The following is a 13880-nucleotide window of genomic DNA, read 5'->3' as shown; positions in this document are numbered from 1 at the left end:
CTATATTGCGTAGTGCAGCAGCCGCTCGTACACCGGCCGGCATCGCTCCGCAATATCGGAAAGGGTAGGGGAAAGGTAGATTGGCTTCGCCCGGTAGGGAAGAAAGCCCGTACTGGCGTGCACGCCGGCGTACCAGTACGGGGCCCAGCTGCCATCGTAGGGCTTCGGTCCGGCGGGCCAGTGGAGCATGGCGGGGTCGTACTCGAGCCTCAGCCGCTGGCAGAGTCGTTGTAGCGTTGCGGCCGGAGCCAGCAGGAGCCGCCGGGCATCGACTACTGGCGGCGGTTGGTCCATCTGCTCCAGGTAGTCGAAGAGGGCGGCCTGTTGGGGAAGGCCTACATCGAGTTCCGTCACCCCCGTTACCACCTTACTGAAGGAGGCTAGGATCTCCCGCGGGTCACGGATGAGCAGCACGTTGTCCATACGCGCCAGGAAGTCCCGGGGCAGGCCTACCAGGTGGTGGGTCATCTGCTTACACACGAGTACGGGGCTACCGTAATCGGCCTTCGACAGTTGGCTTATGACCCGGGTGCCGTCATTTTCCTGGCTCGCAAGTACCTCCTCCGCTCCGGGGTGCTCAGCGGTAGTGGGTTGATGTAGAAGGTAGTGCGCGTACAGCGGCTCGTCCAGCACGCAGGTATCGCCCCGCTGCGCAAAGGCATACAGTAGGGCCGTACTAATATTTCGCGGAGACGACCACAGATTGACGCGCTGGTGGGTTTTCATGCCATGGCCAAGGAACCGAAAAAACCCAAGAAGAAAAAGAAGTGCTGCAAGAAGTACCTGAAGAAGGGAAAGTACTGCAAACGCTGTCCGCTCGTGGATTGAGTAAAATTTTCACACCGTAGTGAACAACCATTTCAAAGATGACGTATGAGTTGCAACAACACTATTAGCTAACTACATGGCATATATCGTGGCCTATCTCAGTCTTTTTACTTTTTGAAAGTAGGCTTGTTTGTTCATTGTGTCAACCCATGTGGTATAGCCCCTCTTCCACCTCGGAAGGGGGGCATTCGTTTGTTAGGGGACTGTGGGGGCGTTACTTAAACGGATCGGACAGCCGTGGATCGGTCGTCACACTTCGGTCGGTAGCCAGCTCCAGGAAGGTGACTAGTGCCTGTTTTTCCTCTTCGGTGAAATTCATGCGGCGAAGGTGGGTCTGGCCCGTGGCCTGATCGAACTCCTGGAGCTCCAAATTCAGGTTAGGGTGCTGCTGGATGCCCTCGCTGTAGTGGTCCACGACCTCGCGCAGGGTGGCGAAGCGGCCGTCGTGCATGTAGGGAGCGGTGAGGGCTACGTTGCGTAGGAAGGGAACCTTGAAGACGCCGTTGAGCATACCATCGTTGTGAAGGGCTCCAACACCCTGGTCGGTGTATTCGAGGTCAAGCCCGTTGTTGGCAATGGATTGATTGGGTTGCGTCAGTGTGCTTCCGTGACAGCCGGCGCAGTTCATATTGAAGAGCTCCATACCCTGCAACTCCTGGCTACTGAAGGACTGATTCCACTCCTCCATCGGCTGCGTAAACGTCACGTCAATGAGCTCATCGAAGCGGGTATCCATGGAGGTGATCGTGGCACAAAACTTCTCCAGGGCCAGGGTGATGCGCTCGGGGGTCAGGTCATCGGTACCGTAGGCCTTGCGGGTAAGGATGCGGTACATGTCCTGGCGGCGCAGATCGGCGGCTAGTTCATCCAGGTCGCGGCCCATCTCAAGGTTGTCCTGGATCGTGATCGTACTCTGGTCCTTAATGGTGCGGGCGCGCTCGTCCCAAAAGAATGCTACGGAGCCGGCCGAGGTACTCATGATGTCATTGCCCGTGCTGAAGTCCTGCTCGAAGGAGGTCTCACCGTAGCCGCTTACCTCCTGGGCGAAGGTAGGCACCGAGCCCAGCGCAATGCTGTTGCGCTTAGTCACATGGCCATTGATGCCCTTGCTGAAGGCGAGGTTATCCCCAAAGGCGAGCTTCTGCTGGTGGCAGGTAGCGCAGCTGGTTTCTCCCGTGGCCGAGAGCTGGGTGTCGTAGAAGAGTACCCGCCCGAGGAGCGCTTTGGTAAGATCACGGGGCTCCAGGTCCATAGTCCGGCTCGGCCCGTTGTTGAAGTCGCCCGTGATGGGCATCGTCTGGGCAATGTGCAGCGGAAGCTGTACCGACTGCTGAAATGTCTCATCGCCAATCGTGAGTGTTTGCTGTAATACGGCCCGTTCCTCTGCGGTGAAGGGGGTGACGGGGTTGGCGTCGTCGGGACTGAGTCGCTCATCATCAAGACAGGCGGTCAGGGGAAGCAGAAGCAGGATTAGGGGCAGGTATCTCATCGCGGTAGATTGGCGTACGGAAGGTAAGCGGAATGTCAATGCAGTGCAATACCTGCGTCAGCCTTCCGTCACTGACGGGACGAGCAAATGCAGCAAAGCCGTTGGTCCGAAGGTGAACTTTAACATATTGCCGTAAAAGGATTAACACCGTGCTGCCGGGCACAAAACCTAAGCCGCACCCCGGCTATTCCCTAGAGCATGTACCCCAGCATGCGCGCCGCCGCCGAAGACCTCGAACGTACGGGGCAACTGCTCCGTATTACCGAAGAGGTCGACCCCGATCTCGAAATGGCCGAAATCCACCGGCAAGTGTTTGCCGACCGGGGGCCCGCCCTGCTGTTCGAGCGCGTTAAGGGGTCTCCCTTTCAGGCGATCTCCAACATCTACGGGACCTACGCGCGTACCGAGTACCTATTCCGCAATACGCTCCCGAAGGTCAAAAAGGTGGTAGAGCTCAAGGCCGATCCGGCTAACTTCGCTAAGAATCCGCTACGCTATGCCTCGGCACCGTTTACCGCCGTCACCGCGCTACCGCGCCGGCACCTGCGCCCCGCCGCCCTCTATGGCCGCACCACCGTAGACCAGTTGCCACTCGTGAAATCCTGGCCGATGGACGGCGGAGCCTTCGTCACCCTACCGCAAGTCTGTACCCTGCCACCCGGTAGCCGCAAGGTGATGCAGAGTAATATCGGGATGTACCGCATCCAGCTAACGGGCAATGACTACGTCATGAATAAAGAGGTGGGACTGCACTACCAGCTGCACCGGGGTATTGGCGTGCACCATACGCAGTATAACCAGTCTGACGAACCCTTCCGCTGCTCCGTCTTCGTGGGCGGACCGCCGAGCCACGCCTTCTGTGCCATCATGCCGCTGCCGGAGGGACTGAGCGAGATGACCTTTGCCGGGATGCTGGCCGGCCGCCGCTTCGGTTACGCCTGGAAGAACGGCCACCTGATCTCGGCCGATGCCGATTTTGTACTCGTGGGTACCATCCGCAAGGGGGAGAAAAAGCCCGAGGGGCCGTTCGGCGACCACCTGGGCTACTACTCGCTGCAGCACGACTTTCCGGTGATGGACGTGGAGGCCGTGTACCACCGCAAGGACCCGCTGTGGCACTTCACGGTGGTGGGCCGGCCGCCAGCGGAGGATAGCAGCTTTGGTTACCTAATCCATAAGATTGTCAAGGACCTGACGCCCCAGGAGTTTCCGGGTATCCGCCAGATTAACGCCGTGGACGAGGCCGGCGTCCACCCCCTGCTGCTGGCCGTGGGTTCAGAGCGCTACATGCCCTTCCGCGAGCGGGTGCCGGAGGAGATCATCACCCAGGCCAACCGCATCCTTGGCTCCGGGCAGACCAGCCTGGCTAAGTACTGCCTCATCGCCGCCGACGAGGACGACCCCAAGCTCGACGCCGACGACCAACCGGCCTTTTTCCGTCACCTGCTCGAACGCTTCGATCCCACCCGCGACCTCCACTTTCAGACCCGCACCACCATCGACACCCTCGACTACTCCGGCTCCGGCTGGAATGCGGGCTCGAAGCTCATTTGGGCCTGCCGGGGGGAGGCACGGCGGGAGCTTACCGAATCGGTCCCTACGGAGCTGGAGCTGACGGAGGGCTACGCGAATGCCCGCTTCGTGGTAGCCGGCATCCTGGCGATCAAGGGACCGGCATTTGAGGAAGAGACTGGCTACGCTGACCTCGAACCCTTCCTGGAGGCTAATGCAGGTAAGATCACCACCGACGACCTCCCCCTAATCGTCATCTGCGACGACAGCACCTTCCTATCCGCGGACTTCTCCAACTTCGTCTGGGCCACCTTTACCCGCTCGAATCCGAGTCACGATGTGCACGGGATGGATAGTTTCACAGAGTTCAAGCACTGGGGCTGCCGGGGGCCGGTGGTGATCGATGCGCGGGTGAAGCCGTGGCATGCGCCGGGACTGAAAGTAGATGAAGAAGTAGCCAGCCGAGTAAAGCAAAAGCTGGCTGATATGATCAACTAAAAACGACTAGTGCTACCTAGCACGCGCGCTCTGCGTCTCTCTGCGGCCTCTGTGGTTCCATTTTGTGATGTATACGACCACAGAGTTCACAGAGAAACGCAGAGGTTAAGACATGCCGCCACCAGTCAGAAGCTTTCTTCACGTCAGCTCTTCCAGTTCCACCCCACCCGCCACTCCACAAACTCCGCCACACTAAACTGCCGCGCCCCCACCACCACCGCCAGCGACAGCCGCTCACTCACCCCGTACCGCAGGCCCACCTTCTGGTAAAACCGCCGCAGGCCGTGCGCCGTAGTCGGATCGAGCAGCAAATACTCCGCCTGTAGCAGGGCAGCAAAGCGGTTGAAGTGCAGGGTGTAGGTGGGAAAGACGCCGATCCGGAGGTTCTCGGCCGCAAAGCCCGGATCAAGGCGACGTAGCCGGCCACTGGGAGTAACCGCTACCTCAGTGTTCCCGCCCGAGCGGTACCACATGCTCAGCCCGGCCCCCAGGGAAGACTTAAAGCTCATGCGGCGGCTACGCACGAGGCCCAGTCCGAAAAGGGGGTGGGTGAGGCCCCGGTTCTGCTCCGCGGCGGGGAGGCCGGCGGGGTAGTAAAGGTTCTTCTCGGTGCCGCCGTGGAGGTACAGCTGCCATTCGGTGTAGGGCTTCCAGGCAGCGGGTAGGGTGGGGTGGGGGACTGCCGACCGCCGCACGGGGCTATAGTGTACGCCCAGCCCCAGTGATAGGGCGTTGAGCCCCGCGTTAGGCCGTTTGAAGTTGCCGTTGGAGAAGTGGGAGAGGCCCAGGTCGAGGTAAGTGGTCCAGTGCTCACCCAGCGGTAGGCGTGCTCCGATCCCCAGAAAGATGTAGGCCGTGCTACGGGTGCTGAAGAGTTTGTTGAAGGGATTGGCGGTCAGGTCGAAGCGTCGCCAGCCGGTGGCCAGGCCGATCTCGGCGCTGTAGTCGAGGGTAAGGCGACCGGCCACAGACCCTAATGGTGCCCGAAAGTAACGGTACACCGCCACGGGCCGGCCCAATTCTTCGGGACTGGGGAGCTGAAAGTAGGTAAGCCCGAAGCCGGTCTGGGGGCGGCCGTGCCGTACCTCCCATTCCCGGGTACCCGCGGTATGCCGGTCGAATTTGAGACTGTAGGTGGTGAATCTTCGCAGTGGTACCCCGAGGGTGTTTTCGCCGCGCAGAAAGGGCTCTACGGGGAGAATGAGGCCGCGCTGAATAGTAGCGGTGAGAGCAGGGGGCTGACCGCAAAGGGGTATAGTTGCCAGCACTAGCAGCAGTAAGACCCGGCACTGTGGGACAACAGATAGCACGACACAAGATATATGCACCACGCACCAAGGTCGAGTGGCTAAGGCGTCCAACGCTTATAAGCGTTGGACGCCTATATTCCCCCCATGATCGACCCCCAGGAAGCCCTAAATCTTATCCTTCAGCAGACCTTCCCCTGGGGCACCGAGACCATCCCCCTCGACCGGGCCCACGGCCGCGTACTACGGCAATCCGTCCACGCCGACCGCGACCAGCCCCCCTTTGATCGCGTAGCCATGGACGGCATCGCCCTCGACTACCGGACCTACGCCCGGGGACAGCGTCGCTTCCCCACCACCCACCTGGCACCCGCGGGCCACGCCCCCCTGCCCCTGCCTGACCCGACCGGCTGCGTGGAAGTAATGACCGGAGCCCCCCTACCACCGGGCACGACCACCGTGATCCGCTATGAAGACCTGCAGCGTGACGGTGACGCCTTTATTACTCCCGAAGGCATTCAGGATGGCAACAGCATCCACCGACGGGCCAACGACGGTCGTGCCGGAGACCTGGTGCTACAACCCGGCCGTTATATCGGTCCCGCCGAACTAGCCGTACTGGCTACCTACGGGGTGGGGGAAGTGGAGGTAGCTCGACAGCCACGGGTAGCCATCGCATCCACGGGGGATGAGGTGGTACCCGTAACGCAAACGCCGCTACCGCACCAGATCCGCAGTTCCAACGTCTGGCAATTGGCCGGGCTGTTTCGTGAGCTAGGCATCGAGCCGACCATGAGTCACCTACCGGATGAGGCCGGTGAAGGGCAGGCTACCCTGCGGCAGCTATTCGACGGTCACGAGTTACTCCTCCTCAGCGGCGGCGTATCGAAGGGCAAGCTCGACCACGTCCCCGACTGGCTGGCCGCGGCGGGAGTAAAACGGCTCTTTCACCGCGTAGCCCAACGACCCGGCAAGCCGCTCTGGGTGGGGCGTAGTGCCGAGACCATGGTGTTTGCGCTACCGGGGAACCCCGTGTCCAGTCTGGTCGGCGCACTGGCTTACGTAGAGCCTTTCCTCCGCCATCAGCTCGGGGTATCTGAGGTAAAACGCCAGGCCGTACTTACCCGCGAGCTCACCTTTGCGCCCGATCTACTGCTTTTTCAGCAGGTGAGCGTGCAGTCCGTGGGCGGTGAATTGCTAGCTCGCCCGCTGGACCACGGGGGGAGTGGTGACCTGCTGAGCCTGCTGCACAGCGATGGATTTCTGGTCCTGCCCCGTGACCGGTCTACCTTTTCGGCGGGTGAGGCGTTCCCTTTCCTCCCGCTGTCCCTACGCTGAGCCACCATGCACCACAAGCATCCCCCCCTCGCCCGCCCCGCCCTGGGCCACTACGCCCGCACCGAGCTGGCCTTCGTGGGCTCCACCTGCGCGCGCATGGAGGCGATCATGACCCGCTGGGCGGAGCAGCTGAGCAATCGGTACCGCTGTCTGCTCGTCACCGGTGAGCACGCCGAGCCAGGGGTGCCCGTGAGCCTACGCTACGACCGTAAGCATTTTACCACGAATACTGCTTCCTGGAACAACTTCGACGACCGTCTCCTGGGCAATCAGTACGATCTGGCCCTGGTCAACGGAAACCACTACCCAGCCACCCGCCAGATCGTCTTTGTAGATGAAGCCAAGGCGGAGACGCTGGTGCGACGAACCGACCAACTCACCGACGTAGCCGCGATCGTACTGGTCGCTACCGACCGCTGCCCCGACTGGCTCCAGGCTCACTGTGCCGGACAGCAGACCCCTCCCCGTGTCGTCTCACTAGCTGAGATCGATACGCTCCTGCCGCGGCTTTCCGCCACCCTGGAAGCCGCCGTGCCCCCCCTACAGGCCCTCATCCTGGCCGGCGGCCGCAGCGAGCGGATGGGGGAAGACAAGAGCCAATTAGTGTACCGCGACGGGCAGACGGAGGTGGAACGGCTGAGCGCGCTTTGTGGGAAGTTGGGGCTACCCGTGCACCTGTCCGTCCGCAACTCGACTTCCGACCGTGTTACCGGTGACTCTCCCGTCGTCGTAGACCGCTTCCGGGGACTAGGCCCCGCCGGTGCCATCGCCTCGGCCTTTCTCGCCGCCCCCGACGCCGCCTGGCTGGTGCTAGCCTGCGATCTGCCGTTACTGGACGAGGCTACCCTGCGCCGCTTGATCACCGCTCGCCGTCCCGACCGCCTGGCTACTGCCGTGCGCGGCCCCGGGAAGGAGTGGCCGGAGCCCCTGGTGGCCATTTACGAGCCTAGGGCGTACCAGCGGTTATTGCAGTTTTTGAGTCTGGGGTATGCCTGTCCGCGGAAGCTGCTCATCAATAGCGCTACGGAGGTGGTGGAGTTGGACGATGGGGCGCCGCTCACGAATGCGAATACGCCGGAGGAACGGGGGCGGGTGTTGGAGGGTCTGCGCCAACCCCCGCAAACATAACAGGGGGTATTACGGGTTACCTTTACGCTGTCTTCCTCTCTCCCAGTTCGCTCCCGCTTGGCCACCCACATCATACATCCGACCAGAACCATTGCGCCGGAACAGCTCGATGAGTTTTTGGCGCGCGGCTGGCGGCCTACGGGGCAGTCCATTTACACCAGCGACTACCTGCGTACCGACGACGACGAGCTGCACGGCTGTCTGCAAATCCGCCTGCCGCTACAGGGCTTTCAGTTCAAGAAACGGCACCGCAAGCTGCTGCGCCGCAACCGGGCACGCTTCCGGGTAGCGCACGAGCTGGCGCGCTTCCCCGACGGTGAGCTGCTACGCGTCAACCGGCTGTACATGCAGGCGCACCCCGAGAAGACCCGGGAGGACCTGGAGTACAACGTCATGAACGAGGATGGCGAGCGGGTCCTCAATACCCAACTCTTCCGGGTCTACGATGGCAAGCGCCTGGTGGCCTTCAGTTACTTCGACGTCGGCCGGCGGGTGATGTACACCAAGACGGGCATCTACGACCCCAGCTACGCCGTCCATAGCCTTGGCCTATTCACCATGTTGTTGGAGGTGGAACTGGCCCTGGAGCGCAACTTCACCTACTACTACCCGGGCTACTACGCACCCACCTTTCCCGCCTTTGACTACAAACTGCAGCTCGGCCCCATGCAGTACCGCAGTATCGCCACCGGTGACTGGCTGCCGCACCCCGCCCTGCCGCTGTCCCCAACCGATCGGGCCCTCGAGGACCCGCTCACGCTCAACCGTCGGATGCTGCTCGAAGCCCAGCGCGCACTCGTCGGCTCCGGCATCCGGGCGGAGTTTCGGGAATACCCCTCCTTCACCGGCCGCTTCCGCCCCACCCGCGAGGGCGAGAATCAGATGCTAGATGCCCCGCTGCTATTGCTTATCGGTCGGCCCCTGCCACTGGAATTCTACTTCGTGCTCACCTACGATAACGAGGCCCAGCGCTACCGCTACGACGTGGTCCGTACCGCCAATTTATACGATATGCGCGTACAGCTCGTAAGTCAGCAGGGCGTACCTCGGTTTACTACGCCGGTGGTGGTGCACAACCGTATTTTGGAGACGGATCGGCTACTGCTAATCGTCAATGCGGTGCGCGAGCGGCTGCGGGCGGCCGCACGGCCCTAGAAGGCGAAGAGGTACATCAGGACCAGCAGGAGCAGCACCAAGACGGCGGTGATCAGGAAGAAGCGTTTGATCTCGGGCGGCGTGCCGGCGGGCGCAGGCTTGCGTTTTTGGCGTGATTTAGCCATGGAGCGAGGGTAGTTGATCGACGCTAGCCAAAGTAATTAATTAGCCGCGCAACTACAAGTTGTGGGCGACGTCGTCCCTATAGCAATCGGGACAAGCCGCTTCGTACCTTGCCGCCGAGCAAATCGTAAATCCCCTATGAGCACCCCACTACTTGCCGGCAAGCGCGGCGTCATCTTCGGAGCCTTAGACAACCAGAGCATCGCCTGGCAGGTCGCTGAAGTATGCGCCGAGCAGGGAGCCAAATTTACCCTCACCAACGCCCCGGTGGCCCTGCGCTTCGGCTCCCTCAACGAATTGGGCGAAAAGCTAGGCGCTGAGATCATCCCCGCCGACGCCACCAGCATCGAGGATATGGAAAACCTCTTCACCAAATCCGAAGAGATCCTGGGCGGCAAGCTCGACTTCGTCCTCCACGCCATCGGCATGTCGCTCAACGTGCGCAAGGGTAAGGAGTACACCGACCTGAAGCACGACTGGATGCTCAAGACCTTCGACATCTCCGCCATCAGCTTCCACAAGATGTGCCAGGTGCTCTACAAGGGCGACCACATGGCCGACTGGGGCAGCATCCTGGGCCTCACCTACATCGCCGCCCAGCGCACCTTCCCCGACTACTCCGAGATGGCCGAGTCCAAGGCCCTCCTCGAAAGCTTCGCCCGCAGCTTCGGCTACCATTTCGGGGAGAAAAACCACGTGCGCGTCAATACCATCTCCCAGTCACCCACCATGACCACGGCCGGTAAGGGCGTCAAGGGCTTCGATGAGTTCTTCGGCTACGCCGATCGGATGTCCCCCCTCGGCAATGCCCCCGCCCGGGCCTGCGGCGAGTACTGCGCCAGCCTCTTCAGCGACTTTACCCGCTACGTCACCATGCAGAACCTGTACCACGACGGCGGCTTCTCGCAGATGGGCATGAACCCTAAGGTGCTCGAAAACGACTAGCCCAGGCAGCCGTAGCGGCACTGCCGGTGTCTCTGGGGCGTTACATCGCTTATGCGGAACGGATGGGTATACATACTGCTGGCCCTGCTCAGCTTACCGGGGACTTGGGCGGGCGCGCAGGTGCTAGATCCGTCGGATACGGGCCAGCTCGATCCCAGCGATCCGGACTACGACGCAGCCTCCGCTCGACGTGGCCAGCCGCAGCAACAACGCGAAGTACTGCCGGACACCTTTGGCATTTTCATCTACCAGGTCGATAATCCGAACCAGGAGGAACAATTCCAGGATAGTCTACTCAATGGCTTCCAGCGGTTCGAGCCGGACCGGGCGGTGGATTTCGACTACGCTACCCTAGGGCAGATCGGCACACCGGCCTACGGGCTACGCTACGCGCCCATCCGGCGGCGGGGGCTGGAGGTGGGCCTGCGACAGTTCGACCTCTACCGGCGCGAGGTGGAGCAGTTGGACTTCTACCGCCTGGAGCGTCCCTTCACCTACCTACGCTACCTGCGGGGCAGCGCACAGAACGACGGGCGGCTCACGGCGCGCTTCAGCCGCAACTTCGCCGACGGGGTAAATTTACTGCTCGACTACGACCGCATCTTCCAGACCGGGCAGCAGGGCTATCCGGCTACGGCGGTGCGCAACACTTCGGTATCTACGGGGCTTGCCATTCGACCACCGGGCAGTCGGTACAGCGGCTACTTCACCTATTCCGCCAATACCTTCGAGGAGCAGCAGAACGGCGGCATCATCGACTTCGATGTGGAGGAGATCGGTGTACTCGGCGACCAGGCTACCCTGGAGCCCCTCCTGGCCAACACCTTCCAGCGGCAGAGCTTCCGGCAGGCGACGGCCACCCAGTACCTGCAGTTCGGGGCAGCCACCGATACGCTCACGGGGCGCGAGCGGCGGGCCTTCACCGTCAAGCACCAGCTACGCATCGACCGGCGCACTTACCGTATGTCGAGCCTGCGCACGGTGGAGGATACCGCCTTTTACCGCCGCCTGCCGGAGTTTGACCTTGACGACCGTGGGCTCCGAAGCCGGTTGGAGCATAACGTGATCAGCAACGAGCTAGGACTGAGCACTTTCCGCCGCAGTCAGTCGGGCAGCCGCGAAACCGTGCAGAAGGACGTCCTGGAGGTGAGCCTCATCCACCAACTCCACCGCGTACTCCAGGATACCCGCGACAGCACGGCCAACTTCGTCCTTGCCACCGCCCGCGTAGGCCTACGCCCCAGCGACCGCCTGCAATTCCTCGTCGACGCCCAGCTTAATCTCCTCGGTCAGATCGGCGATTACCGCGTGGAGGCCACCGGCGAGCTCGACCTCGGCCGCGCCGGTAAGCTAGAGCTACGGGGGCTCAATCAACTCTACAGTCCCGATCTTCTGCAGCGCACCTACCTACTCAACGGTAGCGAGTTCTACGACCGCGACTTTGCCAAAACGTTGGAGCTACGATTAGAGGGGGCCTACACCCTTCCCTTCATCGGCATCCGCGCCGGACTGGCCTACAGCCTGCTCACCAACTACATCTACTTCGACCGGGCGGGGACGCCGGTGCAAAGCTCCTCGCCTAACTCCATCATCCAGCTCACCGCCGAGCGTGACTTTAGCTTCGGGAGCTACCGGCTCGACAACCGCGTACTGCTGCAACAGGCCGACGAGGAGGTCTTCCGCCTGCCCCAACTCTACGGTGAGCACAGCCTGTACTACGCCGGTAAGTGGTTTGGCGTACTCAATGTCAATCTAGGCCTGGACGTCCGCTACGCCTCCGGCTTCCAACCCTACTACTACAACCCTGTCCTGCAACAATTTCAGCTCCAGGACCGGCAGCAAACGGACTTCTACGTGCAGGTCGATCCCTTCTTCAGCCTACGCGTGACGCGCTTTCGCTTCTTCGTGAAGTTCATCCAGGCGCAGACGCTCATCTCCGACCGGCTGCTTTTCCTTACGGCGGAGCATCTTTATCCGGATGGGGCCTTGCGGCTGGGGGCTAGTTGGCGGTTGTTGGATTAGGGTCGCTAGGAAGCAAGTCGGCAGACGAACTTTTCCCGGCGCTGTGGGCGCAGGGAAAAGGATTCGGCTGACGACCATCGCAGAGCTTAAAACTCCCGGTTAGACTGAGGCGAGACGAATTCATTCATCTCATCCACGTTGGTTACTTTCATGTTATCGCCGTCCCACTCCAGGCGGGTGCGGCCGCGGACTTCCCACTCGTCGCCGTCGGTGGCCTCCGTCTGGTCGCCCTTGGGGAAGCGGTAATCGTAGCCGCGCACGGCCAGGTTACCCATGAGGATGGTTTCGGTGAGGGGGCCGGCCTTGGCCAGGTGGCTGCTGGGCTGGTAGCCCTCCTTGATGCCGTTGACCCAGTCCATCTCGTGGGAGGTCTGGACGCGGGGGATGGTCTCCGGCACGTCGATCTCGTCCATGCGGCTGGTGGGCAGTAGGGTGGGGTCGGCGCCGTAGACGTCGGCCATGAGTTTACCCTTGGTGCCGACCATGATGATGCCGTTGGGGTTGAGCTTCTGATCGACGGTGAGCTCCTCCGGGGTGCCGGGCAGGATACCGCCGTCGGTCCAAATAAGCTCCACGGGCGGCTTTTCGCCGCGGGCGGGGAATTTGATGTGGATCTTGGCGGCGGGGGGGCAGGTTTCGGGGTTGTAATCGGGGGTCCAGTTCTGACTGAAGACCTGCACCACGCTGGCCTCGGCGCTGGTGGGGTAGCCTAGGTCGAGGATGTAGAAGGGCGTGTCGATGATGTGACAGCCCATATCGCCGAGGGCACCGGTACCGAAGTCCCAGTAGCCACGCCAGGCGAAGGGGTGGTAGGCGTTGTTGTGGGGGCGCATGGCGGCGGGGCCGAGCCAGAGGTTCCAGTCGAAGCCTTCGGGGATGGGGTCGGTACCCTGGGGCAGCCTGCCGCCCTGGGGCCATATGGGGCGGTTGGTCCAGGCGTAGACCTTGGTCACGTCGCCGATCGTACCGGCCTCGACCAGCTCCTGGGTGCGACGGATGCCCTCGCCGCTGGCGCCCTGGTTACCCATCTGGGTGATGAGCTGGGGTTTAGCCTTGGCCATTTCGGTCAGGGCACGAACCTCGGAAATGGTGCGGGCCAGGGGCTTTTCGATGTAGACGTGCTTGTCCATGCCCATAGCGGCCAGGCCGGCGACGGCGTGGCTGTGGTCGGGTACGGTGACGACCACGGCATCAATGTCCTTACCGTATTTGTCGAGCATGACCCGCCAGTCTTTTTCGAAGGCGGCATCGGGGAACATGGTCCGCAGCTTCTCGGTCATCGACACGTCGACATCGCAGAGGGCAACGATATTTTCGCTAGCCATCTGGGGGATGGAGCCATTGGCTTTGCCACCGGCACCGATGGCGGCAATATTGACGGTGTCGCTGGGGGCTTTATATCCTTTGCCGCCCAGTACGTGACGGGGGACAATGGTGAAGGCCGCGGCGGCCGTAGCGGCGGTGCGCAGGAAGCGGCGGCGGGTAGTGGTGGTCTGTTTTGGCATGATGGATGGTTGGTTGCGTGAATATACTACAAGGTGACAAACTAAAACGATTAGCGAGGACCTCGATTTCGCTTCGCACCCGCGGCCCCG

At 61.8% G+C, this 13880-nt stretch carries 11 protein-coding genes; 6 read left to right on the top strand and 5 right to left on the bottom strand.

Going from position 1 to position 13880, the window contains the following annotated elements; all coding sequences use genetic code 11:
- Complete coding sequence (locus ACOOHD_RS08995; RefSeq protein ID WP_420461237.1) at positions 1–726, bottom strand: hypothetical protein; 726 nt, start codon at positions 724–726, stop codon at positions 1–3.
- Between the two features lie 316 nt (positions 727–1042).
- Positions 1043–2317, bottom strand: coding sequence for a cytochrome-c peroxidase (locus tag ACOOHD_RS08990; RefSeq protein ID WP_420461236.1), 1275 nt, complete (start codon positions 2315–2317; stop codon positions 1043–1045).
- Between the two features lie 198 nt (positions 2318–2515).
- Between ACOOHD_RS08990 and ACOOHD_RS08985 the strand changes: the two genes are divergently transcribed.
- On the top strand, positions 2516–4327 hold the full coding sequence (locus ACOOHD_RS08985; protein WP_420461235.1) for a UbiD family decarboxylase: 1812 nt from the start codon (positions 2516–2518) through the stop codon (positions 4325–4327).
- Positions 4328–4470: 143 nt separating this feature from the next.
- Here ACOOHD_RS08985 and ACOOHD_RS08980 read toward each other — a convergent pair whose 3' ends face one another.
- Entirely contained in the window at positions 4471–5637 is a 1167-nt protein-coding gene (locus ACOOHD_RS08980) for an acyloxyacyl hydrolase (protein WP_420461234.1), read from the bottom strand.
- Positions 5638–5721: 84 nt separating this feature from the next.
- Here ACOOHD_RS08980 and ACOOHD_RS08975 point away from each other — a divergent pair, with 84 nt between their 5' ends.
- From ACOOHD_RS08975 to ACOOHD_RS08965, 3 genes are read left to right on the top strand one after another with little or no spacing between them, the layout of a single operon-like run.
- Positions 5722–6912, top strand: coding sequence for a molybdopterin molybdotransferase MoeA (locus ACOOHD_RS08975; RefSeq protein ID WP_420461233.1), 1191 nt, complete (start codon positions 5722–5724; stop codon positions 6910–6912).
- Positions 6913–6918: 6 nt separating this feature from the next.
- On the top strand, positions 6919–8040 hold the full coding sequence (locus tag ACOOHD_RS08970; protein WP_420461232.1) for an NTP transferase domain-containing protein: 1122 nt from the start codon (positions 6919–6921) through the stop codon (positions 8038–8040).
- Between the two features lie 57 nt (positions 8041–8097).
- Positions 8098–9195, top strand: coding sequence for a GNAT family N-acetyltransferase (locus tag ACOOHD_RS08965; RefSeq protein WP_420461231.1), 1098 nt, complete (start codon positions 8098–8100; stop codon positions 9193–9195).
- Here ACOOHD_RS08965 and ACOOHD_RS08960 read toward each other — a convergent pair.
- Positions 9192–9320 (bottom strand): hypothetical protein, encoded by a 129-nt coding sequence (locus ACOOHD_RS08960; RefSeq protein ID WP_420461230.1) that lies wholly within the window; start codon positions 9318–9320, stop codon positions 9192–9194. The genes ACOOHD_RS08965 and ACOOHD_RS08960 overlap by 4 nt on opposite strands.
- A 136-nt stretch (positions 9321–9456) precedes the next feature.
- Here ACOOHD_RS08960 and ACOOHD_RS08955 point away from each other — a divergent pair, with 136 nt between their 5' ends.
- Both ACOOHD_RS08955 and ACOOHD_RS08950 read left to right on the top strand, forming a co-directional pair.
- Positions 9457–10263 carry an enoyl-ACP reductase FabI gene (locus ACOOHD_RS08955; protein WP_420461229.1) on the top strand — a complete coding sequence of 269 codons (807 nt, stop codon included), beginning with the start codon at positions 9457–9459 and terminating at the stop codon, positions 10261–10263.
- 51 nt (positions 10264–10314) lie between these two features.
- Positions 10315–12285 (top strand): putative porin, encoded by a 1971-nt coding sequence (locus tag ACOOHD_RS08950; RefSeq protein ID WP_420461228.1) that lies wholly within the window; start codon positions 10315–10317, stop codon positions 12283–12285.
- A gap of 86 nt (positions 12286–12371) precedes the next feature.
- On the opposite strand, the gene ACOOHD_RS08945 is transcribed toward ACOOHD_RS08950, so the two are convergent.
- Entirely contained in the window at positions 12372–13790 is a 1419-nt protein-coding gene (locus ACOOHD_RS08945; RefSeq protein ID WP_420461227.1) for a Gfo/Idh/MocA family protein, read from the bottom strand.
- Between the last annotated feature and the right edge of the window lie 90 nt (positions 13791–13880).

This window comes from Neolewinella sp. (assembly GCF_965214665.1).
Lineage (GTDB): Bacteria > Bacteroidota > Bacteroidia > Chitinophagales > Saprospiraceae > Neolewinella.
This window is presented reverse-complemented; position numbering and strand designations above follow the sequence as displayed.

Excerpts from the sequence above, each read along its gene's own strand:
- ACOOHD_RS08995 (WP_420461237.1), bottom strand. The coding sequence starts at position 726 with ATGAAAACCCACCAGCGCGTCAATCTGTGGTCGTCTCCGCGAAATATT.
- ACOOHD_RS08990 (WP_420461236.1), bottom strand. The coding sequence starts at position 2,317 with ATGAGATACCTGCCCCTAATCCTGCTTCTGCTTCCCCTGACCGCCTGT.
- ACOOHD_RS08985 (WP_420461235.1), top strand. The coding sequence starts at position 2,516 with ATGTACCCCAGCATGCGCGCCGCCGCCGAAGACCTCGAACGTACGGGG.
- ACOOHD_RS08975 (WP_420461233.1), top strand. The coding sequence starts at position 5,722 with ATGATCGACCCCCAGGAAGCCCTAAATCTTATCCTTCAGCAGACCTTC.
- ACOOHD_RS08970 (WP_420461232.1), top strand. The coding sequence starts at position 6,919 with ATGCACCACAAGCATCCCCCCCTCGCCCGCCCCGCCCTGGGCCACTAC.
- ACOOHD_RS08960 (WP_420461230.1), bottom strand. The coding sequence starts at position 9,320 with ATGGCTAAATCACGCCAAAAACGCAAGCCTGCGCCCGCCGGCACGCCG.
- ACOOHD_RS08955 (WP_420461229.1), top strand. The coding sequence starts at position 9,457 with ATGAGCACCCCACTACTTGCCGGCAAGCGCGGCGTCATCTTCGGAGCC.
- ACOOHD_RS08950 (WP_420461228.1), top strand. The coding sequence starts at position 10,315 with ATGCGGAACGGATGGGTATACATACTGCTGGCCCTGCTCAGCTTACCG.
- ACOOHD_RS08945 (WP_420461227.1), bottom strand. The coding sequence starts at position 13,790 with ATGCCAAAACAGACCACCACTACCCGCCGCCGCTTCCTGCGCACCGCC.